Annotated in this window: 26 protein-coding genes; 5 read left to right on the forward strand and 21 right to left on the reverse strand. The window is 68.4% G+C overall.

Annotated features, from left to right (window positions below; genetic code table 11):
• Positions 1-5 precede the first annotated feature (5 nt).
• From AZG88_RS45215 to AZG88_RS45240, 6 genes are read right to left on the reverse strand one after another with little or no spacing between them, the layout of a single operon-like run.
• Positions 6-1,121 (reverse strand): hypothetical protein, encoded by a 1,116-nt coding sequence (locus AZG88_RS45215; protein ID WP_061701322.1) that lies wholly within the window; start codon positions 1,119-1,121, stop codon positions 6-8.
• Positions 1,114-2,568 carry a GTPase HflX gene (gene hflX / locus AZG88_RS45220; RefSeq protein ID WP_005240762.1) on the reverse strand — a complete coding sequence of 485 codons (1,455 nt, stop codon included), beginning with the start codon at positions 2,566-2,568 and terminating at the stop codon, positions 1,114-1,116. Before hflX ends, AZG88_RS45215 begins: the two co-directional genes overlap by 8 nt.
• A gap of 58 nt (positions 2,569-2,626) precedes the next feature.
• Positions 2,627-3,496, reverse strand: coding sequence for a diaminopimelate epimerase (dapF, locus tag AZG88_RS45225; protein WP_005240761.1), 870 nt, complete (start codon positions 3,494-3,496; stop codon positions 2,627-2,629).
• 36 nt (positions 3,497-3,532) lie between these two features.
• The gene (locus AZG88_RS45230) at positions 3,533-4,381 is read right to left on the reverse strand and encodes a TrmH family RNA methyltransferase (protein WP_061701323.1); all 849 of its coding nucleotides are present in this window, start codon (positions 4,379-4,381) and stop codon (positions 3,533-3,535) included.
• Complete coding sequence (gene miaA, locus AZG88_RS45235; RefSeq protein WP_179443166.1) at positions 4,378-5,307, reverse strand: tRNA (adenosine(37)-N6)-dimethylallyltransferase MiaA; 930 nt, start codon at positions 5,305-5,307, stop codon at positions 4,378-4,380. Before miaA ends, AZG88_RS45230 begins: the two co-directional genes overlap by 4 nt.
• Entirely contained in the window at positions 5,304-6,020 is a 717-nt protein-coding gene (locus AZG88_RS45240) for a class III extradiol dioxygenase subunit B-like domain-containing protein (protein WP_005240758.1), read from the reverse strand. The genes miaA and AZG88_RS45240 overlap by 4 nt, the downstream gene beginning before the upstream one ends.
• 203 nt (positions 6,021-6,223) lie before the next feature.
• Here AZG88_RS45240 and AZG88_RS45245 point away from each other — a divergent pair, with 203 nt between their 5' ends.
• Positions 6,224-7,609, forward strand: a complete 1,386-nt coding sequence (locus tag AZG88_RS45245) for a DUF349 domain-containing protein (protein ID WP_061701324.1) — start codon at positions 6,224-6,226, stop codon at positions 7,607-7,609.
• Positions 7,610-7,615: 6 nt separating this feature from the next.
• Here the strand turns inward: AZG88_RS45245 and AZG88_RS45250 are convergent, their stop codons facing one another.
• Together AZG88_RS45250 and miaB are read right to left on the reverse strand one after the other, a co-directional pair.
• Complete coding sequence (locus AZG88_RS45250; protein ID WP_025432389.1) at positions 7,616-8,236, reverse strand: Rv2732c family membrane protein; 621 nt, start codon at positions 8,234-8,236, stop codon at positions 7,616-7,618.
• Positions 8,233-9,750, reverse strand: a complete 1,518-nt coding sequence (gene miaB / locus AZG88_RS45255; RefSeq protein WP_061042983.1) for a tRNA (N6-isopentenyl adenosine(37)-C2)-methylthiotransferase MiaB — start codon at positions 9,748-9,750, stop codon at positions 8,233-8,235. Before miaB ends, AZG88_RS45250 begins: the two co-directional genes overlap by 4 nt.
• A 210-nt stretch (positions 9,751-9,960) precedes the next feature.
• Between miaB and AZG88_RS45260 the strand changes: the two genes are divergently transcribed.
• From AZG88_RS45260 to AZG88_RS45275, 4 genes are all read left to right on the forward strand, one after another.
• Positions 9,961-10,689, forward strand: coding sequence for an amino acid ABC transporter ATP-binding protein (locus AZG88_RS45260; protein ID WP_025432387.1), 729 nt, complete (start codon positions 9,961-9,963; stop codon positions 10,687-10,689).
• 81 nt (positions 10,690-10,770) lie between these two features.
• Positions 10,771-11,604 carry a glutamate ABC transporter substrate-binding protein gene (locus tag AZG88_RS45265; protein WP_005240753.1) on the forward strand — a complete coding sequence of 278 codons (834 nt, stop codon included), beginning with the start codon at positions 10,771-10,773 and terminating at the stop codon, positions 11,602-11,604.
• Between the two features lie 92 nt (positions 11,605-11,696).
• Positions 11,697-12,377, forward strand: coding sequence for an amino acid ABC transporter permease (locus tag AZG88_RS45270; protein ID WP_005240752.1), 681 nt, complete (start codon positions 11,697-11,699; stop codon positions 12,375-12,377).
• On the forward strand, positions 12,374-13,273 hold the full coding sequence (locus AZG88_RS45275) for an amino acid ABC transporter permease (protein WP_005240751.1): 900 nt from the start codon (positions 12,374-12,376) through the stop codon (positions 13,271-13,273). The genes AZG88_RS45270 and AZG88_RS45275 overlap by 4 nt, the downstream gene beginning before the upstream one ends.
• 101 nt (positions 13,274-13,374) lie before the next feature.
• Here AZG88_RS45275 and recX read toward each other — a convergent pair whose 3' ends face one another.
• From recX to pgsA, 13 genes are all read right to left on the reverse strand, one after another.
• A complete protein-coding gene (gene recX, locus AZG88_RS45280) occupies positions 13,375-13,890 on the reverse strand; it encodes a recombination regulator RecX (RefSeq protein WP_005240750.1) in 516 nt (171 codons plus the stop codon).
• Between the two features lie 9 nt (positions 13,891-13,899).
• Positions 13,900-14,943 (reverse strand): recombinase RecA, encoded by a 1,044-nt coding sequence (recA, locus tag AZG88_RS45285; RefSeq protein WP_005240749.1) that lies wholly within the window; start codon positions 14,941-14,943, stop codon positions 13,900-13,902.
• A gap of 145 nt (positions 14,944-15,088) precedes the next feature.
• On the reverse strand, positions 15,089-15,283 hold the full coding sequence (locus tag AZG88_RS45290; protein ID WP_005240748.1) for a DUF3046 domain-containing protein: 195 nt from the start codon (positions 15,281-15,283) through the stop codon (positions 15,089-15,091).
• 33 nt (positions 15,284-15,316) lie between these two features.
• The gene (locus AZG88_RS45295) at positions 15,317-16,465 is read right to left on the reverse strand and encodes a glycosyltransferase (protein WP_082833653.1); all 1,149 of its coding nucleotides are present in this window, start codon (positions 16,463-16,465) and stop codon (positions 15,317-15,319) included.
• Positions 16,466-16,492: 27 nt separating this feature from the next.
• Complete coding sequence (locus tag AZG88_RS45300; protein ID WP_061701326.1) at positions 16,493-18,037, reverse strand: glycerol-3-phosphate dehydrogenase/oxidase; 1,545 nt, start codon at positions 18,035-18,037, stop codon at positions 16,493-16,495.
• Positions 18,034-18,666 (reverse strand): TetR/AcrR family transcriptional regulator, encoded by a 633-nt coding sequence (locus tag AZG88_RS45305; protein ID WP_061701327.1) that lies wholly within the window; start codon positions 18,664-18,666, stop codon positions 18,034-18,036. The genes AZG88_RS45300 and AZG88_RS45305 overlap by 4 nt, the downstream gene beginning before the upstream one ends.
• Positions 18,667-18,937: 271 nt before the next feature.
• Entirely contained in the window at positions 18,938-19,654 is a 717-nt protein-coding gene (locus AZG88_RS45310) for a PIG-L deacetylase family protein (RefSeq protein ID WP_005240744.1), read from the reverse strand.
• A 16-nt stretch (positions 19,655-19,670) separates the two neighbouring features.
• Positions 19,671-19,847: a hypothetical protein gene (locus tag AZG88_RS53200; protein WP_007296377.1), complete on the reverse strand. Its 177-nt coding sequence runs from the start codon at positions 19,845-19,847 to the stop codon at positions 19,671-19,673.
• Positions 19,848-20,038: 191 nt separating this feature from the next.
• Positions 20,039-20,869, reverse strand: coding sequence for a phage shock envelope stress response protein PspM (gene pspM, locus AZG88_RS45320; RefSeq protein WP_231914425.1), 831 nt, complete (start codon positions 20,867-20,869; stop codon positions 20,039-20,041).
• Positions 20,870-20,887: 18 nt separating this feature from the next.
• Positions 20,888-21,715, reverse strand: coding sequence for a PspA/IM30 family protein (locus AZG88_RS45325; RefSeq protein WP_005240741.1), 828 nt, complete (start codon positions 21,713-21,715; stop codon positions 20,888-20,890).
• A gap of 157 nt (positions 21,716-21,872) precedes the next feature.
• Positions 21,873-22,259 carry a helix-turn-helix domain-containing protein gene (locus tag AZG88_RS45330; protein WP_061701329.1) on the reverse strand — a complete coding sequence of 129 codons (387 nt, stop codon included), beginning with the start codon at positions 22,257-22,259 and terminating at the stop codon, positions 21,873-21,875.
• Between the two features lie 71 nt (positions 22,260-22,330).
• Positions 22,331-22,831, reverse strand: coding sequence for a CinA family protein (locus AZG88_RS45335; RefSeq protein WP_061701330.1), 501 nt, complete (start codon positions 22,829-22,831; stop codon positions 22,331-22,333).
• Positions 22,828-23,490 (reverse strand): CDP-diacylglycerol--glycerol-3-phosphate 3-phosphatidyltransferase, encoded by a 663-nt coding sequence (pgsA, locus tag AZG88_RS45340; RefSeq protein WP_005240738.1) that lies wholly within the window; start codon positions 23,488-23,490, stop codon positions 22,828-22,830. The genes AZG88_RS45335 and pgsA overlap by 4 nt, the downstream gene beginning before the upstream one ends.
• Between the last annotated feature and the right edge of the window lie 75 nt (positions 23,491-23,565).

Below are 23,565 nucleotides of genomic sequence, written 5' to 3' on the forward strand. Positions count from 1 at the left end.
CAGACCTATCGGGCACGGCGGCGGACCAGGAAGCCGGCGCCGACCAAGAGCACGACCGCGCCGCCGGCGATGCCGATCCCCCACAACGTTCCCGACGAATGCGCCGACACCTCGTCCGCGACTGTCTGCGTGCGGGCCTGCTGCTGCACCCTCGATACCGCCCCGGGCACCGCCTGAATCGGCGGAACCGGACCCTCCCGCGCCTCGGAGGCGATCAGCAGGTCGCCGTTCTCGGTGAACGCGATCGACTCCCCCTGAGGCTGCTGCGGCACGTGTGCGCGCACCACCGGCCCCGCGGCGAACGCGGCGGCGAGGTCGCCGTCCGGCGCCGAGAACAGGAACACGTCGGAGTAGCTGCGGACGGCGGCCACGGTTCCGTCGGCCGACACGGCGCCGCCGGTGAACATCGTCGAATGCAGGGCCGGGGCCGTGGTGCCGCTCCCGGTGGTGGCGTCGTCGGCGCCGTTCGTCTCGGCGACGTCCAGCGTCCCCACCTTCTCGAGCGGGGTCGGGCCGGGGCTCGCGAGGTCACCCACCACGGCGCCCCCCGCAGGCCGGTACACGTTGCCCGCCCCGAACACTTCCTTCGTGACGATCAGCGGGGTGCCGTCGTGCTGGACGAGAACGGTCTCGGCGTCGTGCGGGCCGTCCGGATACGTCAGCCGATGCAGTTCGCCAACGCCGGTGTCGCGGTCCATCGCGATCAGTGCCACCGTGTCGCGTCGGCGTCCGTTGTCCCCGGTATCGGCGAGCCACAGCCGGCCGTCGGGGCCGGATGCCATGTCCTCGACGTCGTACGGATCGACCGGCAGCGGAAGCCACCGCTGCACGGCGCAGTTCCCGTCCAGCACCGCGACCGCGCGATCGGACCCGCTGTCACCGACCGCGTAGAGCAGTCCCCCCGCCGACACGAGCCCCGACAGCTCTTCCAGCGAGGCCTCGTCCGGAGTGCCGACCACCGAATCGTCGGGAGTGCAGAGCGGACCGAATTCCGACGCGTCGACGGCGGTCTGATCGCGGAAGAACGGCTCGGCGGAGCCGGCGCCCGCCGCCGCGAGCGGTGTGCACGCAGCGAGCACTGCGACCGCGACACGGGCCGACCACCGTGAGCGGTCAGGCACTGCCGCTGTACTGAACCAGTGCCGACGCCAGCGCTTCGGGCACCCGCGCATGGACGCGCGTGCCATCCTCTTCGTGGGACGAGTCGAGGATCTGACCGTCTGAGTGGATCCGGGCCATCAGATCTCCCCTGTTGTACGGGAGGAGAACGCTGACCTCGATCTCCGGGCGGACCAGGACATCGCTGAGATGCGCGCGCAACTCGGCGATGCCTTCCCCGGTCCGGGCCGAGACGAACGCCGCACCGGGCAGCAGGCCGCGCAACTGGGTCAGCGTGACCGGGTCGGCCGCGTCGATCTTGTTCACCACGATGAGTTCCGGCGGCGCTGCGGCGTCGTTCTCCCGGATCACCTCGGTGATCACCTCGTGGACGGCCCTGATCTGATCCGTGGGCAGCGGATCGGAACCGTCGACGACGTGGAGCAGCAGATCCGCGTCCGTGACTTCCTCGAGCGTCGACCGGAACGCCTCGATCAGCTGCGTCGGCAGGTGCCGGACGAACCCGACGGTGTCGGTGAGGACGTACTCGCGGCCGTCGTCCAGCGCCGCCCGCCGGGTGGTGGGATCGAGGGTGGCGAACAGCGCGTTCTGCACCAGCACCCCGGACCCGGTCAGCGCGTTGAGCAGGCTCGACTTGCCGGCGTTGGTGTATCCGACGATCGCGATGGACGGGGTCTCGCTCCGCAGACGCCTGGTGCGTTTGGTGTCGCGGGCGGCCTTCATTCCCTTGATCTCACGCCGCAGCTTCGCCATCCGCTCACGGATTCGCCGGCGGTCCGTCTCGATCTTGGTCTCACCGGGACCACGCAGACCCACGCCGCCGTTGCTGCCGGCGCGACCACCCGCCTGCCGAGACATCGACTCACCCCAGCCACGCAGTCGCGGCAACATGTATTCCATCTGGGCCAGCGCAACCTGCGCCTTGCCCTCCCTGGACGTCGCATGCTGAGCGAAGATGTCGAGGATGAGGGCCGTCCGGTCGATGACCTTGACCTTGACGACCTTCTCCAGCGCGGTCAGCTGCGCGGGAGTGAGTTCACCGTCGCAGATGACGGTGTCGGCGCCGGTCGAGAGGACAACCTCACGGAGTTCCTCGGCCTTGCCGGAACCGATGTAGGTGGCCGCGTCCGGTTTGTCCCGCCGCTGGACGAGGCCCTCGAGGACCTCGGACCCGGCGGTCTCGGCCAGAGCCGCGAGCTCGGCCATGCTGGATTCGGCCTGCGCCGCGGTTCCCTGCGTCCAGACACCGACGAGCACCACGCGTTCGAGGCGCAGCTGTCGGTATTCGACCTCGGTGACGTCTGTGAGCTCGGTGGAGAGCCCGGCAACTCGGCGCAGCGCACTGCGGTCCTCGAGTTGCATCTCGCCGACCGAAGGGCGCCCGTCGTCGTAGGCGAACTCAGTGGAGTCGGAGATCGGCGATTCTTCTGTGCGATGTGTTTTCGTCATACACCCTCATGATCCCACGGAATGTCGAGGGTGCGCACGTGCATTTCGCGCAGGGCGATCAGGCGAGGCCGTTCCACCAGCCGTCGTCGAGGTTCCCGGACGCCACCAGGACGGACGGTCCGCGCAACGTCGCCCGGCCGTCGGACACCGCCACGGTGACCTGACCACCGGGAATACGGACATTCACCTCACCGGAGTCGGCCCCGTCGAAGCGCAGCGCAGCGGTAGCCGCGGCCACCGTGCCGGTGCCGCACGACCGTGTTTCGCCGACCCCGCGCTCGTGTACCCGCATGTCCACGGCACCGGAATCGATGCGGGTGAGGATCTCCACGTTCACGCCGTGCGGGAAGAAGCCGGGATCGAACCCGGGTGCGGCCGTCAGGTCGAGGGCCGACAGCGACGCCGCCGTGAGGTGCGCATCGACGCACGCCAGGTGCGGGTTGCCGACGTCGATGCCGATCCCGTTGAACACCTTGCCGTCGATGGTCGCGGCACTGGTTCCCAGATCCCGCACCACACCCATGTCGACGGTGACCTCGCCGAAGGCGCCGTCTGCCGAGTGCACGATCACCGGCTTGCCACCGGCCCGGCTGCCGACCACGAACTCGTCGCGCGTCTCGAGCCCCGCCGCGCGGAGGTAGTGGGCGAAGACGCGGACGCCATTGCCGCACATCTCCGCGATCGAGCCGTCGGCGTTGCGGTAGTCCATAAACCAGTCGTCCTCGGACGTGCCGTCGGGGAGTTCGGCGAGCACACCGGCGGCAGCCAGCGCACCGGCCTTCGCGACGCGCAGGATTCCGTCGGCGCCGAGCCCGCGCCTGCGATCGCACAGCGCCGACACCCGCGGGGCCGACAGGTCGATGCGGACGTCGGGATCCGGGAGGACCACGAAGTCGTTCTCGGTGCCGTGCCCCTTGCTGAAATCCATGCGCACCACTCTAACCAACGGTCGAGCAGGTGCTGTTCATCTACGCTGCCGGGCGATTTCGTAGAGGGCGACGGCACCGGCGGAGGGGGCGCCGAGGGAACTCGCGGCGCCCCCGATCGGGATGTTGACCACCGTGTCGCAGGCGTCGCGCCACGCGCGGCTCATCCCGCGGGTCTCGTTGCCGATGACGAGCACGGTGCCGCCGCCGAAGTCGTGGGCGTCGATGGTGACGGAGCCGGTCTCGTCGGTGCCGACGATGTGCAGGTCGGTTCCGGACGCCCGCCGGGCGTCGCGGAAGGCGAGGATCTCGTCGACGGACGAGACCGTGACGACGGGCAGCGCGAAGAGGGATCCGGTGGACGCGCGGACACTCCGGGGGTCGAACGGATCTGCGCCGTGGCCGACGACGACGACCGCGTCGGCGCCGAACGCGTTGGCGGAACGGACGAGGGTGCCCAGATTTCCGGGTGAGGCGGGCCGGTCGAACACGACGATCAGGGGGACGGACTGCAGTCGCAGGTCCTTCAGTCGCGGGGTTCGTGTCTTCGCGACGGCGATCAGTTCCGGCGCGGTGGTGGTCTTCTCACCCAGTTCGGCCATCAGTTCGGCACTGACACCGATCTGTTCGACGGACCGGGTCTCGAGCAGTTCCCGCGCCCAGTCGGACAGTGGCGGGCCGTCGATGCGGTGCAGCAGCGATTCGATCGGCCAGTCGTGTTCCAGCGCCAGGTTGAGGGGACGGACGCCCTGGATCAGGAAGCGTCCCGCCTTCGTTCGCTTGGCGCGGTTGGTGAGGTACGACTGCCACTGCTGAAAGCGGGCGTTGCGGGTGGTCACCAGCAGGGACGGGGCCGGACGGTTGCGTCCGGACGGTGCGCGGCTCATCGTTCTCCCAGTGTTCGGGTCTCGCCGAGGGTGCGGATCGTGGTGTCCGCGAGGTCCGGGTCGCTTCCGTCGACCCAATGGATACGGGTGTCGCGGCGGAACCACGACCGTTGCCTGCGCACGTAGCGCCGGGTACCGATGAACGTGCGCTCCTGCGCCTCGTCGAGGTCGTATTCGCCGTCGAGCCAGGCGAGGACCTGTGCGTAGCCGATGGCCCGGGGTGCGGTGACGCCTTCGCGCAGTCCGACGTCGATCAGCCCGCGCACCTCGTCGACCAGTCCCCGTTCGAACATCAGCCGGGTGCGGAGCCGGATCCGGTCGTCGAGTTCGGCGGTGTCCCGGTCGACACCGACGATGCGTGTGCCCCAGCGCGGTTCGCCGATCCGCGGGGCCGACGCCGCGAACGGCTTCCCGGTGATCTCCACGACTTCTAGAGCCCGGACCAGGCGCCTGCCGTCGGTGGGGAGGATCGACGCGGCGGCGTCCGGGTCCACCCGGCCGAGTTCGGCGTGAACGGCCGCGACGCCCTTCTCGGCGAGGACGGCTTCCCACCGCGCCCGCACGGACGCATCGGTGGCGGGGAAGCTCCACTCGTCGAGCAGCGACTGCACGTACATCATCGATCCGCCGACGATGACCGGCACTGCGCCGCGTGCGGCGATCGCCTCGACGTCGCGGACCGCCGCCTGCTGATAGTTCGCGACGGTGGCCGTCTCCGTCACGTCGAGCACGTCGAGTTGGTGGTGCGGGATTCCGCGGCGCTCGGCCGGGGCGAGTTTGGCGGTGCCGATGTCCATGCCCCGGTACAGCTGCATCGCGTCGATGTTGACGATCTCGCCGCCGACACGTTCGGCCAGGTCCAGTGCGAGATCCGACTTTCCGGTTGCGGTCGGTCCGACGACGGCGATCGGCACGGGTGACGTCACGGACGCCACTCCCCCACGTGGTAACCGACTCCGTAGGGTGCCGCGCTGTACAGCGTCCGGCAGGAAGCAGGCGGCGAGTCGAACACGCCGGCGAGAACCTGCCACGGGACGCGCCCGCCGATGCCGAGGGAATCGCACTCCGCGGGTTCGAGGGCCAGCAGCGCGTCGCGGTCGCCGGTGTCGAGCGCCGCGTCGATCCTGGCCTGCACGCCCTCCGCACGCGGGTCGAACGCGCCCGGCGCCTTCGCCGTGAGAGTGTTCGCGCCGTCCGCGACGATCACCAGCCCCCGCGGCTCCGGATCCCGGTCGAGAAGGGTGCGCAGTTCCGCGCCGTACTCGGCGCACTGGTCCGGCGACAGGTCGGCGGAAAGGATCCGCGCATCGACGACGGCGTCCGGCGCGCACGTCCCCCGGATCCACCCGGCCGTCAGCGCCGCGAGCGGCAGATCCGGGTCGGGATCGCCTGCCGGACCGGGCCGCAGCGCGACCCGCACGTCGACGCCGTAGCCGCGATAGGTGCCCTGGGCGTCGGAACGTACCTCCACCGCGGCGGGTGCCGCTCCGACCGCCACCCACTCGGTGGCGAGCGCGGACAACGCCTTCGCCGCCGTCTGGACCGCATCCCGCAACGGCGCCGTCTCCGCAGCGGCCGCCCCGGTCAGTTCGGGTACCAGTAGCGGCGGAGACGGTACGAGGATTGCGGCGGTGAACACACAGTCACGCTAGTCGACCGTCCGCGCGGACCCGACATCCGATTCGGGCGCGGCCGTCAATCGGTACCAACGCGGACCGTCCGACCTGATTCAATAGTCCACAGGGCCCGTACCGGGTTGAATGGAGCCAGCACCCGCCCCGGGTCGTATGGAGCCAGTATTGCGTTCAGGCAGCCGTGACGCGCGGCAGAGATGAGGAACCGATGACCGACAGCAGCGACGCGAAGCCCGCCGTGGAGCCTGCCGCTCAGCAGCACGACACACCGAAGCCCAGCGTCCCGAAGCCCGGTGCCGCCGCGAAACCGGGTGCACCCAAGCCCCACCCCACACCGACACACGCCCTCTCCGCCCCCGCCGTCGCCGCCCCCGCCCACAGTGACCCGAGCAAGTTCGGCCGCGTGGACGACGACGGCACCGCCTGGGTGAAGACCGCGGACGGTGAACGGCAGATCGGGTCGTGGCAGGCCGGAGACGCGGCGGAAGGTCTGGCGCACTTCGGTCGGCGCTTCGACGATCTGGCAACGGAAGTGGCACTCCTCGAGGCCCGGCTCAGTTCCGGTGCGGGCGACGCGAAGAAGACCAAAGCGGCCGCGCTCGCGCTCGCCGAATCCCTCCCGACCGCCGCGGTGATCGGTGACATCGATTCTCTCGCGGCGCGGCTCGACGTCATCATCGCCGGATCCGACGAGGCCGCGGCCCACGCCAAGCACGAGAAGGAACTGTCGCGCCAGGCGCACACCGAGCGCAAGGAAGCGCTGGCCGCGGAGGCGGAACAGATCGGTGCCGAATCCACGCAGTGGAAGGCCGCCGGCGACCGGCTGCGCGAGATCCTGGACGAGTGGAAGACGATCCGCGGTATCGACCGGAAGGTCGACGACGCCCTGTGGAAGCGGTACTCGAAGGCGCGGGAGGCATTCAACCGGCGTCGCGGCGCCCATTTCGCCGAACTCGACCGCGAGCGCGCCGCCGCCAAGACCAAGAAGGAAGAGCTCGTCGAACGGGCCGAGGCACTGTCCGACTCCACCGACTGGGGTCCCACGGCCGGGGCTTTCCGTGATCTCCTCGCCGAGTGGAAGGCCGCGGGCCGCGCACCGCGAGAAGCCGACGACAACCTGTGGAAGCGGTTCAAGGGCGCTCAGGACGTGTTCTTCGCCGCCCGGAACGCTGCATCCTCCGAACGCGACGCCGAGTTCGAGGAGAACGCGGTCGCCAAGGAAGAGTTGCTGAAGAACGCAGGCCACATCGATCCGGCCAAGGACATCGACGCGGCGAGGGCCGCGCTCCGCGACCTGCAGGAGAAGTGGGACGCCATCGGCAAGGTGCCCCGCGAGCGGATGCACGACCTCGAGGGCAAGCTGCGGGCAATCGAGAAGCGTGTCCGCGACGCCGCCGACGAGGAATGGCGCCGCACCGACCCGGAGGCCCTCGCCCGGGCCGCGCAGTTCCGGGAACGGGTCACGCAGTTCGAGGAGCAGGCCGCCAAGGCGACCGCCGCGGGCAAGACGAAGGACGCCGAGAGCGCCCTCGCGCAGGCCCAGCAGTGGCGCGAATGGGCCGAGGCGGCCGAGGGCGCCGTCAGCGGCCCGTAGGCACGATCAGCCGACGTTCCAGTCGCCGCGTCGCTCCGCTTCGGCGGCAGCGGCGCGGCGTTCTTCTTCCGCGGCCAACTGCAGGGCGGTCCGGCTCCAGACCACCTTCAACCAGTGGAACGTGAGCACGATGACGGTGAGCCAGCCGATGATCAGACCGATCCCCGGTCCGGCTGCCTCGACCCCGGGCGCCGGTGTCTGCCGCGACCAGATGGCGAGCATGCCGAACACGATGGACACCGCGGTTCCGGCGAGGGCCACCCAGGCGAGCGCCCAGCGGCGGGTGACGAGCGCCAGCATCGACACGACGACCCCGAACACCACCTCGAACCACACGAACAGCCGCGACGGCAGCGCGATCGTCTCCGCGCGGGCGTCGTCCCCGTACACCAGCACCTCCCAGCCGTTGGCGATGCCGGAGTGCGGCAACGTCAGCGAACCGAGGAGCACGACCACCGCGACCGCGACGACGAGCGCACGCGCGCCGGGATCGATCTCGCCGGCCACCTTCTTCTCGGCGGCGTCGAAATCCTTCAGGTAACTCTCGATCGGCTCGCTCTCGGCACCCGAACCGTTGTCGCCGGTCCGGTTTCCGTCGTGCCGCTTGTCGTCGAACGGGGTCGTCATGCGTTGCATCCCATCTGGGCGGGTAGTGGTGCGGGCGCACCGATCTGCGGCAGTCCGAGTCCCACGCCGATCGGCGGGGTCTTCGGGGTCACACCCTTCTCGAAGGAGTCGCCCGCGCGGGTGCGGCGGTGGGTCAGGACCGGGGTGTCGGCGACGAGGTGGTGCGGGGCGGCGGCACTGACGACGACGGTGACGACGTCGCCGGGTCGGACGTTCCCGTCGAGGTTCCCCTCGGGCCGGAAGTGGACGAGCCGGCCGTCGCGGGCGCGCCCGCTCATCCGGGCGGTCTCCGCGTTCTTGCGGCCCTCCCCGGCGGCGACGAGCAGTTCCATTTCGGCGCCGACGAGCTTCTGGTTCTCCTCGAGGGTGATCTGTTCCTGCAACGCGATGAGACGCTCATACCGTTCCTGGACGACGGCCTTGGGCAGCTGCTCGTCCATCTCCGCTGCCGGCGTGCCGGGACGCTTGGAGTACTGGAAGGTGTAGGCGCTGGTGAAACGTGCCTGCCGGACCACGTCGAGGGTGTCCTGGAAGTCTTCCTCGGTCTCACCCGGGAAGCCCACGATGATGTCGGTGGTGATCGCCGCGTGCGGCATCGCGGTGCGGACCTTGTCGATGATCCCCAGGAACCGCGACTTCCGGTAGGAGCGGCGCATCGCCTTCAGCACGCGGTCCGATCCGGACTGCAGCGGCATGTGCAGCTGGGGACACACGTTGGGGGTCTCGGCCATCGCCTCGATGACGTCGTCGGTGAATTCGGCCGGGTGCGGAGACGTGAAGCGCACCCGCTCCAGCCCGTCGATCTCTCCGCACGCGCGCAGCAGCGCGGCGAACGCGCCGCGGTCGCGGGGCTGATCGGGATCGGCGAAGGACACGCCGTAGGCGTTGACGTTCTGCCCGAGCAGGGTGACCTCGACGACGCCCTCGTTCACCAGGGCCTGTACCTCGGCCAGGATGTCGCCGGGGCGCCGGTCGACCTCCTTGCCGCGCAGCGCGGGCACGATGCAGAACGTGCAGGTGTTGTTGCATCCCACCGAGATGGACACCCAGCCCGCGTACGCCGACTCCCGCTTGGCGGGCAGCGTCGACGGGAACGCCTCCAGCGCGTCGAGGATCTCGACCTCTGCCCGCTGGTTGTGGCGGGCCCGGTCCAGCAATGCGGGGAGCGAACCGATGTTGTGGGTGCCGAACACGACGTCCACCCACGGCGCCTTCTTCACGACGACGTCGCGGTCCTTCTGCGCCAGGCACCCGCCGACCGCGATCTGCATGTCGGGGTTCTGTTCCTTCGCAGGCGCGAGGTGGCTCAGGTTGCCGTACAACTTGTTGTCGGCGTTCTCCCGCACCGCGCAGGTGTTGAAGACGACGAGGTCGGGAGCCTGCCCCGCGGCCGCCTTCGTGTAGCCGGCGTCCTCGAGGAGCCCCGACAGCCGCTCGGAGTCGTGCACGTTCATCTGGCAGCCGTACGTGCGCACCTCGTAGCTGCGGTGAGGGGTCTGGTCGATCGTGTCCACGTATGCCAGGGTACGGCCCGCGCCAAATCGCCTCGTCGCGGCCGGTGTGCGCCCGGACACACGCCCGAAGCCGGACAGTAAAGTTTCCGTGACATCCCGAGGATTCTCGGAGCAAATGGCAGGTGCTCCCGCTCCCAACACATAGGGTCATCGACTATGACGCAAGCCGACGACGCGACGCCGACACCCTCCACGGGCGCGGCCCCGTCCATGATCTCGATGAAATCGGTGAACAAACACTTCGGCGCCCTCCACGTCCTCCAGGAGATCGACCTCGAAGTCCCTCGCGGACAGGTCGTGATCGTCCTCGGACCGTCCGGCTCGGGTAAGTCGACGCTGTGCCGCACCATCAATCGCCTCGAGCCCATCGACTCCGGTGAGATCGCGGTGGACGGCAAGGTACTACCGGCCGAGGGCAAGGCCCTGGCGGCGCTGCGCGCCGACGTGGGCATGGTGTTCCAGTCGTTCAACCTGTTCGCCCACAAGACGATCCTCGAGAACGTGATGCTCGCACCGGTCAAGGTGCGCAAGAAGAGCAGCGCCGACGCGAAGGCGAAGGCCTACGAGCTTCTCGAGCGGGTCGGCATCGCCAATCAGGCGGACAAGTACCCGGCGCAGTTGTCGGGCGGTCAGCAGCAACGAGTCGCAATCGCACGCGCACTCGCCATGAACCCCAAGGTCATGCTGTTCGACGAGCCGACGTCCGCTCTCGACCCGGAAATGGTCAACGAGGTCCTGGACGTCATGACCTCGCTCGCCAAGGAAGGCATGACCATGCTCGTGGTGACCCACGAGATGGGCTTCGCCCGCAAGGTCGGCCACCGTGTTCTCTTCATGGCGGACGGCCAGATCGTCGAGGACGCCGAGCCCACCACGTTCTTCACCGCTCCCAAATCCGAGCGCGCGAAGGACTTTCTCGGCAAGATTCTCAGCCACTGATCCGAAGGAGCGCCGCTGCGGTGCTCTCTCGGTCGACCGTGCTCCACACGCAACACCCGTCATTTCAATTGGAGGAACTCGATGAGGATCAATCGCTCGATTCGCGTGGGAATCGGCGTCATGGCGCTCGCCGTCGTCGCATCTGCCTGTGGTGGAGGTGAAGAGAAGAGCGCATCCCAGAGCGCGTCGGAGGGCAAGCTCACGGTCGGAATCAAGTACGACCAGCCCGGCCTCGGATTGCGCAACCCCGACGGTTCCTTCAGCGGCTTCGACGTCGAGGTGGCCGAATACGTGGCCGGCAAGCTGGGTGTCGCGCCCGAGAACATCGAGTTCAAGGAGTCCCCGTCGGCTCAGCGCGAGACGTTGATCCAGAACGGTGAGGTCGACTACATCGTCGCCACCTACTCGATCACCGACGCCCGCAAGGAGAAGGTCGACTTCGCCGGGCCGTACTTCATCGCCGGACAATCGCTCCTGGTGAAGTCCGACAACACCGACATCACCGGCCCAGATTCGCTCAACGGCGGAAAGAAGCTGTGCTCCGTCACCGGGTCCACCCCGGCGCAGAAGGTCAAGGACACGTACGCGCAGGACGTGCAGCTGCAGGAATTCGACACGTACTCGGCGTGCGTCGAGGCACTGCGTAACGGTGCGGTGGACGCCGTCACCACCGACGACATCATCCTCGCCGGCTACGCGGCGCAGTACCCAGGCGAGCTGAAGGTGGTCGGCGCGCCGTTCACCGAAGAGCGCTACGGCATCGGCCTGGCCAAGGGCGACGACGAGACCCGCGCCAAGATCAACGACGCCATCGACGCGATGATCGCGGACGGCTCGTGGGAGCGCGCGTTCAACGAGACCGTCGGCGCGTCGGGTTACCCGATCCCCGCCCCGCCGACCGTCGATCGGTACTGAGCAACTCACTCATCCGGGTCGGACGACTTCCCATTCGTGGAGTCGTCCGGCCCGGTTCGACACCAACCACCGGTGACCTGGGGAGACGGTAAGTGGACCTACTGAGCAAATACAGCGATCAGCTGATCGACGCATTTTGGACGACGGTGCAACTCACCGCGTTCTCGGCTGTCGGTGCTCTGATACTCGGCACCATCCTCGCGGCGATGCGGGTGTCACCGATCCCGGTCGCGCGTGGCGTCGGCACGGCGTACGTGACGATCTTCCGTAACACTCCCCTGACGCTCATCATCATCTTCTGTTCCTTCGGGCTCTTCCAGACGATGGGCGTCAAGCTCGCCCCCGAGGAGTCGCCGACGTTCTTCGAGGAGAACAACTTCCGGCTCGCAGTGCTCGGCCTCAGCGTCTACACCGCGGCCTTCGTCTGCGAGTCGCTGCGGTCCGGTATCAACACGGTGCACGTCGGACAGGCGGAGGCGGGCCGGTCGCTCGGCCTCACGTTCTCCCAGAATCTGCGGTTGATCGTGCTGCCGCAGGCATTCCGCGCGGTCACCGCCCCACTCGGCAGTGTGCTGATCGCCTTGACCAAGAACACGACAATCGCCTCGGTGATCGGTGTGGCGGAGGCGTCGCTCCTGATGAAGGAAATGATCGAGAACGAGGCCGCCATCTTCGTCGTCGGTGGCATCTTCGCGCTCGGCTTCGTGATCCTGACCCTGCCGATGGGGCTTCTCTTCGGATACCTGAGCAAGCGATTCGAGGTTGCACGATGAGCAATTCCGCCACCGTCCTCTACGACGCACCGGGCCCGAAGGCGAAGAACATCTATCGCCTGATCTCGGTCGCGGTCGCTGTCGCGCTACTGGGAATCGGCTACCTCGTCTACGCCGCGCTCGACGACAAAGGTCAGCTGACGGCGGCGAAATGGGATCCGTTCCTCGAATCGACGTCGTGGACGACATATCTGATCCCGGGTATCCGCGGCACCCTCGTGGCGGCCGCAGTATCGATCCTGTTCGCGTTGATCCTCGGCGCGATCCTCGGCATCGGACGCTTGTCGAACCACCGGCCGGTGCGATGGGTCGCCGGCGGGATCGTCGAATTGTTCCGCGCCATCCCGGTGCTGATCCTGATGATCTTCTCGTACCAGCTGTTCGCCGAGTACGAGGTCTTCAAATCGAAATACCTTGCGCTCGCCGCAGTCATCGTGGGCCTCACGCTGTACAACGGCTCGGTGATCGCCGAAATCGTCAGGGCAGGCATCAATTCGCTCCCCAAGGGGCAAAGCGAGGCCGCCATGGCGCTCGGTATGCGCAAGGGCCAGGTCATGCGCACCATCCTGCTTCCGCAGGCCGTCACGGCGATGCTCCCCGCGATCATCTCGCAGATGGTGGTGGCCTTGAAGGACTCCGCGCTCGGTTACCTCATCGGCTACGTCGAAGTGGTGCGGTCCGGTCAGCAGCTCGGTGCGTTCTACGGCAACTACCTGCCCGCCCTGATCGTGGTGGCGATCATCATGATCGTCCTCAACTACACGCTCACCGTGGTGGCGACCAAGGTGGAGAAGCGACTCCGGGCCAGCCGCAAGGGCGGAGGCCCCAAGGGGGCCGTTCCCGAGCTTCCGGCGGTGTCGGTTCCGGGTATGGACATCACCGACAAGCGGTTGTGATGTGACAGTCGCTCCGAAATAGCACTGCGGTCGGACGGGAACCCTGTTCCGTCCGACCGCAGTGTCGTCGCCTCGCCAGTGTTGTTGTCGTCTCGTCGTGGTCAGGTCTCGTCGAACAGGCCATCGGTTTCCGCACCCGCGCGATCGAGTTGTTCCTTGACCACCTCGAACGCCATGCCCTGGGGGAATCCGCGGCGCGCGAGCATCGACACCAGGCGGCGGACCGCACGGTCCCGATCGTCCGCGGACACCGTCCGCAGTTTCTTCGCGACCAGTTCGGTGGCTCGCGCTCGTTCGTCTTCGCTGTCGATCTGAGCGAGCGCCTCGGTGGCGTCTTCCTGACCGATGCCCTTGCGGCGCAGTTCCAGTGCGAGCGCACGTTTCCCCTTGCCGGAGTACGTGTGCCGCGAATGCACCCATTGCTGGGCGAAGTCGGCGTCGTTGACGAGTCCGACCTCGGTGAGACGATCCAGCACACGCTCAGCGATCTCGGGCGAGTAGCCCTTTTTCGCCAGACGCTCGGCCAACTCCGCTCGACTCCGGGCACGGTCCGTCAAGAGACGCAGGCACAAATCCTTGGCCTGCGTCTCCGTTCCACCTTCGCCCGTCGGACGCACGGCGGCGCCTTAGAATTCGACCGGGGCGGCGTCATCCGTGGCAGCAGTGACGTCCGCGCCGATTCCGAGCTTTTCCTTGATCTTCTTCTCGATCTCGTCCCGGATGTCGGTGTTCTCCAACAGGAACTTGCGGGCGTTCTCCTTACCCTGTCCCAGCTGGTCGCCTTCGTAGGTGTACCAGGAGCCCGACTTGCGGATGAACCCGTGCTCGACACCCATGTCGATCAGCGAGCCTTCCTTGCTGATTCCCAGGCCGTAGAGAATGTCGAACTCGGCCTGCTTGAATGGCGGTGCGACCTTGTTCTTGACCACCTTGACGCGGGTACGGTTACCCACCGCGTCGGTGCCGTCCTTCAGGGTCTCGATCCGCCGCACGTCGAGGCGCACCGACGAGTAGAACTTCAATGCCTTACCACCGGTGGTGGTTTCGGGGGAACCGAACATGACGCCGATCTTCTCGCGCAGCTGGTTGATGAAGATCGCGGTGGTGCCGGAATTGCTGAGCGCACCGGTCATCTTACGGAGCGCCTGGCTCATCAGACGCGCCTGCAGACCCACGTGGCTGTCGCCCATCTCACCCTCGATCTCGGCGCGCGGGACCAGAGCGGCCACGGAGTCGACCACGAGGATGTCGAGGGCGCCGGAGCGGATCAGCATGTCTGCGATCTCCAGCGCCTGCTCACCGGTGTCGGGCTGTGACACCAGCAGCGCGTCGGTGTCGACGCCGAGCTTCTGGGCGTAGTCGGGGTCGAGCGCGTGCTCGGCGTCGATGAACGCGGCGATGCCGCCCGCCGCCTGGGCGTTGGCGACCGCGTGCAGGGCCACGGTGGTCTTACCCGAGGACTCCGGGCCGTAGATCTCGACGACACGGCCGCGGGGCAGCCCGCCGATGCCGAGGGCGACGTCCAGCGCGATGGAGCCGGTCGGGATGACGGCGATGGGCTGACGGACACCTTCGCCCAGGCGCATCACCGAGCCCTTGCCGAAGTTCTTGTCGATCTGCGCCAGCGCGAGGTCGAGCGCCTTGTCTCGATCGTGTGCCTGTGGTGCCATCGTCGTCCCCATTCCTCGAGTCTCATCAGTGATCTGCGGTCAGGTTAGATCCAGGTACCGACAAGAACCGTGACCACCGAACATCCCCAGCATAGGGGAACGTGTGTTCGATATGTGCGGTCGGTCCGTTCGACACGCCGGATTTCTACCGGCGCTGCGGCGGGACGTCGAACTCGACGCAGAGTTCACGCCACACCTCGCGGGGTTCGCGGCCGTCCTCGATGGCTTCGGCGGCGGTCTTGCCCCCGAGACTGAGCAGCACGTGGTCGACGAGCAGTGCGTCGCCGCGCATCTGCCCGAACTCTTCGCGGACGAGTTGGTGAAATTCGGTCAGTCGCACACATCCACGCTAGCCGAACCTCGTGCCGGGCTCTCACCGCAGCGCGTCGCGGCACACCTCCACCGGATCGGCGACATCCGCGATGCTCCGCGCGGCCCGCTGCGCGGCGTCCGCGTGGGCACCGTTGGAGAGCACCTGTTCGACCGCCGCGCGGAGGGCGTCCGCGCCGGGGGGACGCACCACCACGGCGCTCCCCTGCCGCGCGGCCCGGTTCGCGAGCTCCCACTGATCGCCGCCGCCGGGAACCACCACCGCCGGAACCCCTGCGAGCAGGGCCTTGGCCAGCATTCCGTGTCCGCCGCCGCAGACGACGGCCGAGGCCTCGCGCAGCATCGTGTCCTGACGGCCGAGACCTGCTCGCGCCCAGGGCGGAACCATGGCCGGCGAACCGTCGAGTATCGACGCGATCACACGAACGCCTGCCCCGTCGAGCCCCGCGAGCGTCGTCTCGAGCATGCCCTCGGCGCCGGTGAATGCAGTCGACGGAGCCACCATGACCAGAGGATCGGCGCCGTCCGGCGGTTCGAGCACCTCGTTCGTCGGTTCCCACAGCAGGGGCCCGACCACGTGCGCCTCGGCGGGCCAGTCCGGTCGCGGCACCTCGAGCGCGGGGAGCGTCGCGATCAGCCGCCGTACCGGCCCTGGGTCCTTCGCAGGCAGTCCGACGCCGACCCGGGCGTCGGAGCGTTGCCGCTCACCCTGCCGGATCGACCGCGCCGTCGCGGTACGCATGAGCGTGTCGCGGAGCCTGCCCCGAATTCCCACGCCCGGGGCCAAACCGCTTCCGATGGGCGGCAACCCCTTGGACGCGGCGTACAGCGGGTGCGGGGACAGCTCGATCCACGGGATCCCCAGCCGCTCCGCGGCCATACCCCCGCCGGCGGTGAGGATGTCCGAGACGACGAGGTCGGGTCCCATCGCGCGCAGGTCGGGGAGCAACTCGGTGGAAATGTGCGCGGCGCGGGCGTGAATGCGCGCGCCCGCATCGAGGTCGTCGTCCGTCGGGCGGGGCGCGAGGCCTTTCAGCAACTCGGCCGGCACACCGGCCGCCCGTGCGGGCTCGACCCACCGTGTGCCTGTGAACAGGACCGGATCGTCTCCGGCCTCGATGAAGGCGAGGCACAACGCAAGGGCAGGGAAGGCATGTCCGGGATCAGGCCCGGCGACCACGGCGACTCGCACGAACCACAGAGTGTCACACGGCCGGCGTCACCGTTTCTCGAACACGGCTTCGGCGGCGCCGAGGGACCGGGCACGGTCGGCGGGGACGAGTCCGATCCGGGTGCGCCGGTCGAGCAGGTCGTCGACGTCGAGTGCCCCCTCGTGGGTCACCGCGAACTCGAGCTCGGCGCGGCTCACGTCCACGCCCTCGGCGATCGGCGCCAGCAGTTCGGGGTCGGCGGCGGCGATCAGCGTCGCCTCCGTTCCGTAGCGGGCGAGCAGCGCCGGTGGGGCCGAGACCTTCCGCAGCGCTTCGGGTGTCGCGGCACCGACGAGCGGCAGGGCCCGAGTCCGGCACGGGCCCGCGTCGAGTCCTGCCACCTCGACCGCGGCGTCGACGGCGTCCTCCGCCATCTTGCGGTAGGTGGTGAGCTTGCCGCCGACCACACTGACGAGATCCGTGTCCGAGCGCAGGATGGCGTGATTGCGCGAGAGGTCCGCGGTGGATCCGTCCCCGGTGTCGAGCAGAGGGCGCAGCCCGGCGAAGGTCCCGAGGACGTCCGAGCGCTGCAACGGAACCTCGAGCGCGGTGTTGACCGTGTCGAGAAGGAAATCGATCTCCTGCTCCGACGCCACCGGGACGTCCGGAACGGGTCCCGGCGCCGCCTCGTCGGTCAAGCCGAGATACACGCGGCCGAGCTGTGCGGGCAGCGCGAAGACGAAGCGATTGGTCTCACCGGGGATCGGAACCGTGAGCGCCGCGGTCGGGTTCCCGAGCCGCTCGGCCGGGAGCACCAGATGTGTGCCGCGACTGGGCCGCAACGTGATCCCGGGATCGATCTCACCCGACCACACGCCCGCCGCGTTGACCACGGCGCGCGCCCTGATCGGCAGTTCCGAGCCGGTCAGCTCGTCGCGCAGGGTCGCGGACGTCCCGGTCACGTCGTACGCGCCCGTCCGGGTGAGCACCTTCGCACCGTGGAGCGCGGCGGTGCGTGCGAGGGACACCACGAGTCTGGCGTCGTCGATGAGCTGGCCGTCGTATGCCATCAGGCCGCCGCGCAGGCCTTCCCGCCGCACCGCGGGGGCGAGTTGGACCACCCGGTCGGCCCGGACCGTCCGTGATCGCGGCAGGACCGACGCCGGTGTGCGGGCACTTGCACGCAGCAGGTCACCGGCCAGGAAGCCCGTGCGGACGAGGGACTTGCCGAACAGCGTCGTCGAATCGAGGACGGGCACGAGCTGCGGGAGTGCCCGGACGAGATGGGGGGCGGTGCGGGTCATGAGGATTCCGCGTTCGACCGCGCTCTCGCGGGCGATGCCGACATTGCCCGATGCCAGGTACCGCAGCCCTCCGTGGGCGAGTTTCGAACTCCACCGGCTGGTCCCGAACGCGAGATCCCGCTTCTCCACGAGCACGACGTCGAGGCCGCGTGACGCCGCGTCGAGCGCGACACCGACGCCGGTCACTCCGCCGCCGATCACCAGGACGTCGACGAGTGCACCATCCGACAGCTGGTCGAGTTCGCGCGCCCTTCGCGCGGCATTCAGAGCCGACGAGCGGCTCACGGGCGGCGTGTTCGGGTGGTTCACCGGTCTCCTCGTTCTGTCGGGTGGTTGTCGGCGGCGTCCGGTGCCAGGTAGGCGCCGACCGCGTGCCGGAGTTGCTCCGTCAGGGCGTCGCCGGGAAGTTCCTCGGCCACCATCACGGCAGACTGGACCGCGGACTGAGCGATGAGCAGCACCATGGTGGCGATCTGACGGCTGTCCCCCGCGCGGATCGAGCCCTGGTCCTGACCCGTCGACACCGCGAACGCGACTTGGTCGATGATCGCCCGCTGGCTCGTACCCAGCCGCTCGAGGATGTAGGTGGTGAACAGTTCCTGATCCGAACGCAGGATCTTCACGAACAGCGGATGGTTGCGCACCTCGGTGGACACGTGGACCACGGCGTCGACCAGCTGGCGGTGGACCGATTCCTCGGCGGAGAATTCGGGCATCACGGCAGCGATCTCGCGGGTCATGAGATCGGCGACGACGGCCCTGGTGTCGGACCAGCGCCGGTAGACGGTCGGCCTGCTGACGCCGGCGCGCCGGGCGACCTCCGCCAGCGTGGTGCGGCGCAGTCCGAAATCGAGGATGCACGAGCGTGCGGCGTCGAGAATGGAGTCCTCGACGCTCGCTGCGGTGTCGTCACGCGACGTAGAATTACGAATAGACATTATGTGTAACACCGTAACGCATGAATCCCCCGCCGGCATCGAACTGGCACTCGAAACACATCACCAGGTCCACACGATGCCCCCACCCCCACCCCGACCTCGGGGATGCGAGCAGCGCAGTCGCGATCGGAGGGCGAGGTGACAGGAGAGGGTGCACGTCGGAGAAAAGCCGAGGGCAACCACAACTATTCGGATAATTCTGGCATTCCGTCCGGGTCGGATTCTCATGCGACAGATCGGAGCGCCGCCACGATCGTTCTCGCTCACGGCCTCAGCCGAAGAAGTAGAGCTCGAATCCCACCGCGCGTTCGGCGTCGAATCCCGGTTGCGGCCCGGTCACCATCTCGACCTGGGCCCTCGCCTGCTGCCCCACCGGGACGTCGCTGAGCGCTTCGAGGTAGCGGGCGTGCTCGGCCAGCGAGAGCACCGCCCGATCCACCGTGTGGGTGACATCCACCGCGTGGGTGGGAGTCATCGTGTTGACGGCGACCCAGCGGACACCGCGCCACGGCGGCAGCCCCGACTCCCCCAGCTCAGGAAAGATCCATTCGTTCGCAGCATCCGCGGTGGCGTCGAGAACGGAACGGCCGAGTGCGCGGTGGTCCGCGCTGTTCAACTGGCCGGGCCCCCACGTGTCCGCGAAGTTCGCTGTCACCACGAGATCCGGGCGATGACGCCGGATCGCCGTCGCGAGGTCGCGGCGGAGCGCGAGACTCTCCACGAGAGTGCCGTCGGGGTACCCGAGGAACTCGACGTCGGTCACTCCCACCACGGCTGCGGAACGCCGCTCCTCCGCCTCCCGCAGCGGGCCCGACTCCGTGGGGTGCAGTCCCGCGATCCCCGCCTCCCCGCTGGTGGCGAGCACGTAGCGGATGTCCTTGCCCTGCTCGGTCCAGCGCGCTACGGCCGCCGCTGCGCCGTATTCGATGTCGTCGGGGTGCGCGACGACGACGAGCCCACGATGCCAGTCCTCGGGTACCGGTTCCATGGGTAGAGCATGCCTGTCAGCTCCGCGTGATGTCCGATTTCTCGCCGGATCCGGACATCGCCTTGATCAACAGGTACACGCCGAACACCACGGCGCTGACCACGAGAATCCAGAACAGACCCTTGACGAGGGCACCGACGACCGCCAATGCGATCCAGATCGCCGCGACCGCCAGAACAATCTTCCAGAACATGATTTCCTCCACTCACGTCTCCCCGATCGATTTCTGCGCCCGACATCTGGTCGACCCCACTTATCGGGTACGCACACCAGCGTGGCACGGCGGAGCGGGTAAATCACCAGGTCAGCGTAAAGATCAGGGAAAGATCAGGGTTCTCCCCCACACGACTTCCCGGAAGTCACCGGACCGGTCGATCGACGACATCAGCGGTAGCGGCGAACGATGTCGTCGATCTCGCCGAGAGCCGCCGCGAGGCCGGCCAGTTTTTCCGTCGCCGACACCAGTTCGGCACGTTCGTACGCCAGTTCGCCGACGGCACTCGTGGTCCCGGGAACGGCGACCTCGGCGGCAGCAGCCACCAGTTCTTCGAACTGGTCGACGCCGTCGTCGAGTTGCGCGGCGGCGGAGGTGATCGCCCGGTGGAGCGGTGCGGCCGCGGCCCGGCTGCCCTGGGCGGCGTCCTCCATGGACGTGATGTCGAGGGCGATCGCCTGCAGGGCGGCTGCCGCGGAGCGGGCCGTGGAGTGGGTGTCCTCGATGTCCTCGCCGCTGATTGTCCCGGACCGGGACAGCACGCCGAGGATGCCGTGCAGTGCGCGCTCACTGTGCACGAGTCGTTCCATCGGCTCGCGGGCCGCCGAGGACAGCGCCGGAAGGACCCGGCGGGCAGGCAGGCCCGGTGGCAACGTCACGGCGTCGAGCTTGCGGTATCGGCTGACGGCCAGCACGGCGGGAACCGCGAACACGACGGCGCCGCCGCCGGCCATCAGCATCGACCACTCCGGCGCGGCCATCAGAGCGAGACCGGCGGCACCGGTGGCCGAGGACCCGGACACGATGCCGTAGCGCTTCGCGCGACGCCGGGCCCGCCTCTTCTTCCGCAGCAGACGTTCCCGGGGGTCGCGCCACTTCTGCGCCGCGTCCGCGACGGACTCGCCGGCCTCACGCAGCGCGCCCTGGATCCCGGCGAGCCCGGACACGACAGTGGCCGACCGGACTGCGCGTCCAGGTCGGCCACGTCGGGTAAAACTCATGCGAATTCTGTTCTGCTACTACGCAGTGCCGGCCTGGCCCGCTGCCGGCGGCTGCTTGTCGAGGTTCGGGTTCGCTGCCGGGGTCGCCGGCGCGTTGGCGGCACCGCCGGACGGCAGGGCGTCGCCCTTCATCGAGGCCCGGATCTGCTCGAGCCTGCTGTGTCCGGCCATCTGGATGCTCGCCTGCTGCACCTCCATCATGCGACCCGACACCGAGTTCTGTGCCAGCTCGGCGGAACCGAGGGCGTCGGCGTAGCGGCGCTCGATCTTGTCGCGCACGGCGTCGAGACTGGGCGTGTTGCCGGGAGCCGAGAGGGTGCTGTCCATGGAGCGCAGCGACTCGCTGACCCGTTCCTGCATCTTGGCCTGCTCGAGCTGGCTGAGCAGTTTGGTGCGCTCCGCGACCTTGGCCTGCAGAGCCATCGCGTTCTGCTCCACGGCCTTCTTCGCCTGTGCGGCCGCCTGCAGCGACTGGTCGTGCAGTGCCTTGAGGTCCTCGACGCCCTGCTCGGCGGTGACGAGCTGCGCGGCGAACGCCTCGGCGGCGTTGGTGTACTGGATGGCCTTCTCGGTGTCGCCCGCGGCCTGGGCCTGGTCGGCCAGGTTGACAGCCTGACGGGCGTTGGCGTTGAGCTTCTCCACCTCGTCGAGCTGCCGGCTGAGCTTCATCTCGAGTTGGCGCTGGTTGCCGATGACAGACGCGGCCTGCTGCGACAGGGCCTGGTGCTGGCGCTGCGCATCCTCGATCGCCTGCTGAATCTGAACCTTGGGGTCAGCCTTCTCATCGATCTTGGAATTGAAGAGCGCCATCAGGTACTTCCATCCCTTGACGAAAGGATTAGCCATGGGTTTGATCCTGCCTCCATCTGTTGCGCCGCGCGATGCGCGACCCGATACGCGACCGTCACGCACCGGAACAAGGGCTGCGCCCCGACTGCCTGTCTGACCCGCCGACAACGAGACCGGCGGTTAACTGAAATCTATCGGTTCGGCACGGGTGTTGCTACGCGGCAGCCAGCGCCTGCGCGGGTGCAGGGATGACCACCCGGGTGTCGCGGGCGATGGTCGTCGAACCCGGTCGTGCGCTCGCGGCGGGAGCCTCGGCGGGCGCGGATTCGACGGCGCGCCGCTCGGTGTCCGCACGCTTGGCCGAAGAATTGTCGGACAGCGATTCGCTGACGTCGACGAGCACATCGGAGAGCGGGACCTCCAAGGCGTCGCAGATCGCCGCCAGGAGCTCACTCGAGGCTTCCTTGCGCCCTCGTTCGACCTCGGACAAGTACCCGAGGCTCACACGAGCACTGTTGGAGACCTCACGCAGGGTCCGGCTCTGCGAAACGCGCGTACGCCGAAGACTGTCACCGATTGCCTCACGCAATAGCAGCGCCATCTCGCTCCTCCTTCATCCGTCACCTGTCTCGCCTATCTCAACGCGCGAACAGGACCGATTGGTTCCCGACCTTAGCCTGCGGATGTTTCCTGCACACGATCGAGGAGTCCCGACACGGCGGCGGAAACCGCAGATTTACGGATCTGCCACCGGTCACCGGTCAATCCGAGCTCGCGGACGGCCGTTCCGGATGCCGCGGAAATACTCAGGAACACGGTGCCGACCGGATGTCCGTCCTGCATGTCGGGGCCGGCGACACCGGTCAGTCCGACGCCCCAGTCGGCGCCGCAGCGGGTGCGGGCCCCGTCCGCGAGTGCGCGTGCCGTGGATGCCGCCACCGGCCCGTCCGCGGCCAGCCGGGTGGGATCGACCCCGGCGAGGGTCGCCTTCAGGTCGGTGGCGTAGACGACGAGCCCGCCGCGGAGCACGTTGCTGGCGCCGGGCACTCCGGCGATCGTCGCGGTGAGCAGTCCCGCGGTGAGCGATTCCGCGGTGGCCACCGTCTCGCCGCGGGCGGTGAGCACGGCGACCAGGTCACCGGCCCGCGTGCCGTCGACCAGCGGGTCGGTCACGCCCCGGTGCTCGCGTTCGCCTCGACCTTGTGCACGCCGGCTCGCAGGCGGACCGCCTGCACGACGTAGTCCAGCCCGGTCACCACCGTCAGCAGCACGGCGGCGCCCATCAGAACCCAACCGGCGACCTCGAACCCGTCGGGCAGCGGCAGCAGGTAGTAGCCGATCGCGATCGTCTGGACGAGAGTCTTGAGCTTGCCGCCCCGGCCCGCGGGAATGACGGCGTGTCGCAGGACCGCGAATCGGAGCAGCGTGATGCCCAGTTCCCGGACCGCGATCACCGCCGTGACCCACCAGGGCAGGTCTCCGAGAATCGACAGCCCCACGAGGGCCGCTCCGATCAGCGCCTTGTCCGCGATGGGATCGGCGAGTTTGCCGAAATCGGTGACGAGGCCGTACTTGCGGGCGAGTTGCCCGTCGATCCGGTCGGTGATGGCTGCGACGGCGAACACACCGGTCGCGATCAGGCGCCACGTCGTCGAGTGTCCGTCTCCGACGAACAGCACGACCAGGAAGACCGGGACCAGGAGGATCCGGAGAATCGTCAGGATGTTCGCGATGTTCAGAAGCGGTACGGCCGTCTCACTCGCAGGCCCCACCGACGGGTCCGGGGCCGCCGGTTGGTCGGCGGCCGTCCAATCCTCGCGCTGCGTGCTCATCGGAGCACCGCAGCGTCGAACTGCACCCCGGGACGCAGCGGGGAGTGGGGAGGAATCGTAGGTCGTACCGGCACG

This window comes from Rhodococcus sp. LB1, assembly GCF_001583455.1.
Classification (GTDB): Bacteria; Actinomycetota; Actinomycetes; order Mycobacteriales; family Mycobacteriaceae; genus Rhodococcus_F; species Rhodococcus_F opacus.

What these genes read in the sequence shown, in the direction of transcription:
- dapF (WP_005240761.1), bottom strand. Translation starts at nt 3,496, where the DNA reads ATGGATTTCAGCAAGGGGCACGGCACCGAGAACGACTTCGTGGTCCTC.
- pgsA (WP_005240738.1), bottom strand. Translation starts at nt 23,490, where the DNA reads ATGAGCACGCAGCGCGAGGATTGGACGGCCGCCGACCAACCGGCGGCC.
- recA (WP_005240749.1), bottom strand. Translation starts at nt 14,943, where the DNA reads ATGGCACCACAGGCACACGATCGAGACAAGGCGCTCGACCTCGCGCTG.
- AZG88_RS45305 (WP_061701327.1), bottom strand. Translation starts at nt 18,666, where the DNA reads ATGTCTATTCGTAATTCTACGTCGCGTGACGACACCGCAGCGAGCGTC.
- AZG88_RS45330 (WP_061701329.1), bottom strand. Translation starts at nt 22,259, where the DNA reads ATGGCGCTGCTATTGCGTGAGGCAATCGGTGACAGTCTTCGGCGTACG.
- AZG88_RS53200 (WP_007296377.1), bottom strand. Translation starts at nt 19,847, where the DNA reads ATGTTCTGGAAGATTGTTCTGGCGGTCGCGGCGATCTGGATCGCATTG.
- AZG88_RS45275 (WP_005240751.1), top strand. Translation starts at nt 12,374, where the DNA reads ATGAGCAATTCCGCCACCGTCCTCTACGACGCACCGGGCCCGAAGGCG.
- AZG88_RS45245 (WP_061701324.1), top strand. Translation starts at nt 6,224, where the DNA reads ATGACCGACAGCAGCGACGCGAAGCCCGCCGTGGAGCCTGCCGCTCAG.
- AZG88_RS45230 (WP_061701323.1), bottom strand. Translation starts at nt 4,381, where the DNA reads ATGAGCCGCGCACCGTCCGGACGCAACCGTCCGGCCCCGTCCCTGCTG.
- AZG88_RS45325 (WP_005240741.1), bottom strand. Translation starts at nt 21,715, where the DNA reads ATGGCTAATCCTTTCGTCAAGGGATGGAAGTACCTGATGGCGCTCTTC.
- AZG88_RS45310 (WP_005240744.1), bottom strand. Translation starts at nt 19,654, where the DNA reads ATGGAACCGGTACCCGAGGACTGGCATCGTGGGCTCGTCGTCGTCGCG.
- pspM (WP_231914425.1), bottom strand. Translation starts at nt 20,869, where the DNA reads ATGAGTTTTACCCGACGTGGCCGACCTGGACGCGCAGTCCGGTCGGCC.
- hflX (WP_005240762.1), bottom strand. Translation starts at nt 2,568, where the DNA reads ATGACGAAAACACATCGCACAGAAGAATCGCCGATCTCCGACTCCACT.
- AZG88_RS45265 (WP_005240753.1), top strand. Translation starts at nt 10,771, where the DNA reads ATGAGGATCAATCGCTCGATTCGCGTGGGAATCGGCGTCATGGCGCTC.
- AZG88_RS45260 (WP_025432387.1), top strand. Translation starts at nt 9,961, where the DNA reads ATGATCTCGATGAAATCGGTGAACAAACACTTCGGCGCCCTCCACGTC.
- AZG88_RS45250 (WP_025432389.1), bottom strand. Translation starts at nt 8,236, where the DNA reads ATGACGACCCCGTTCGACGACAAGCGGCACGACGGAAACCGGACCGGC.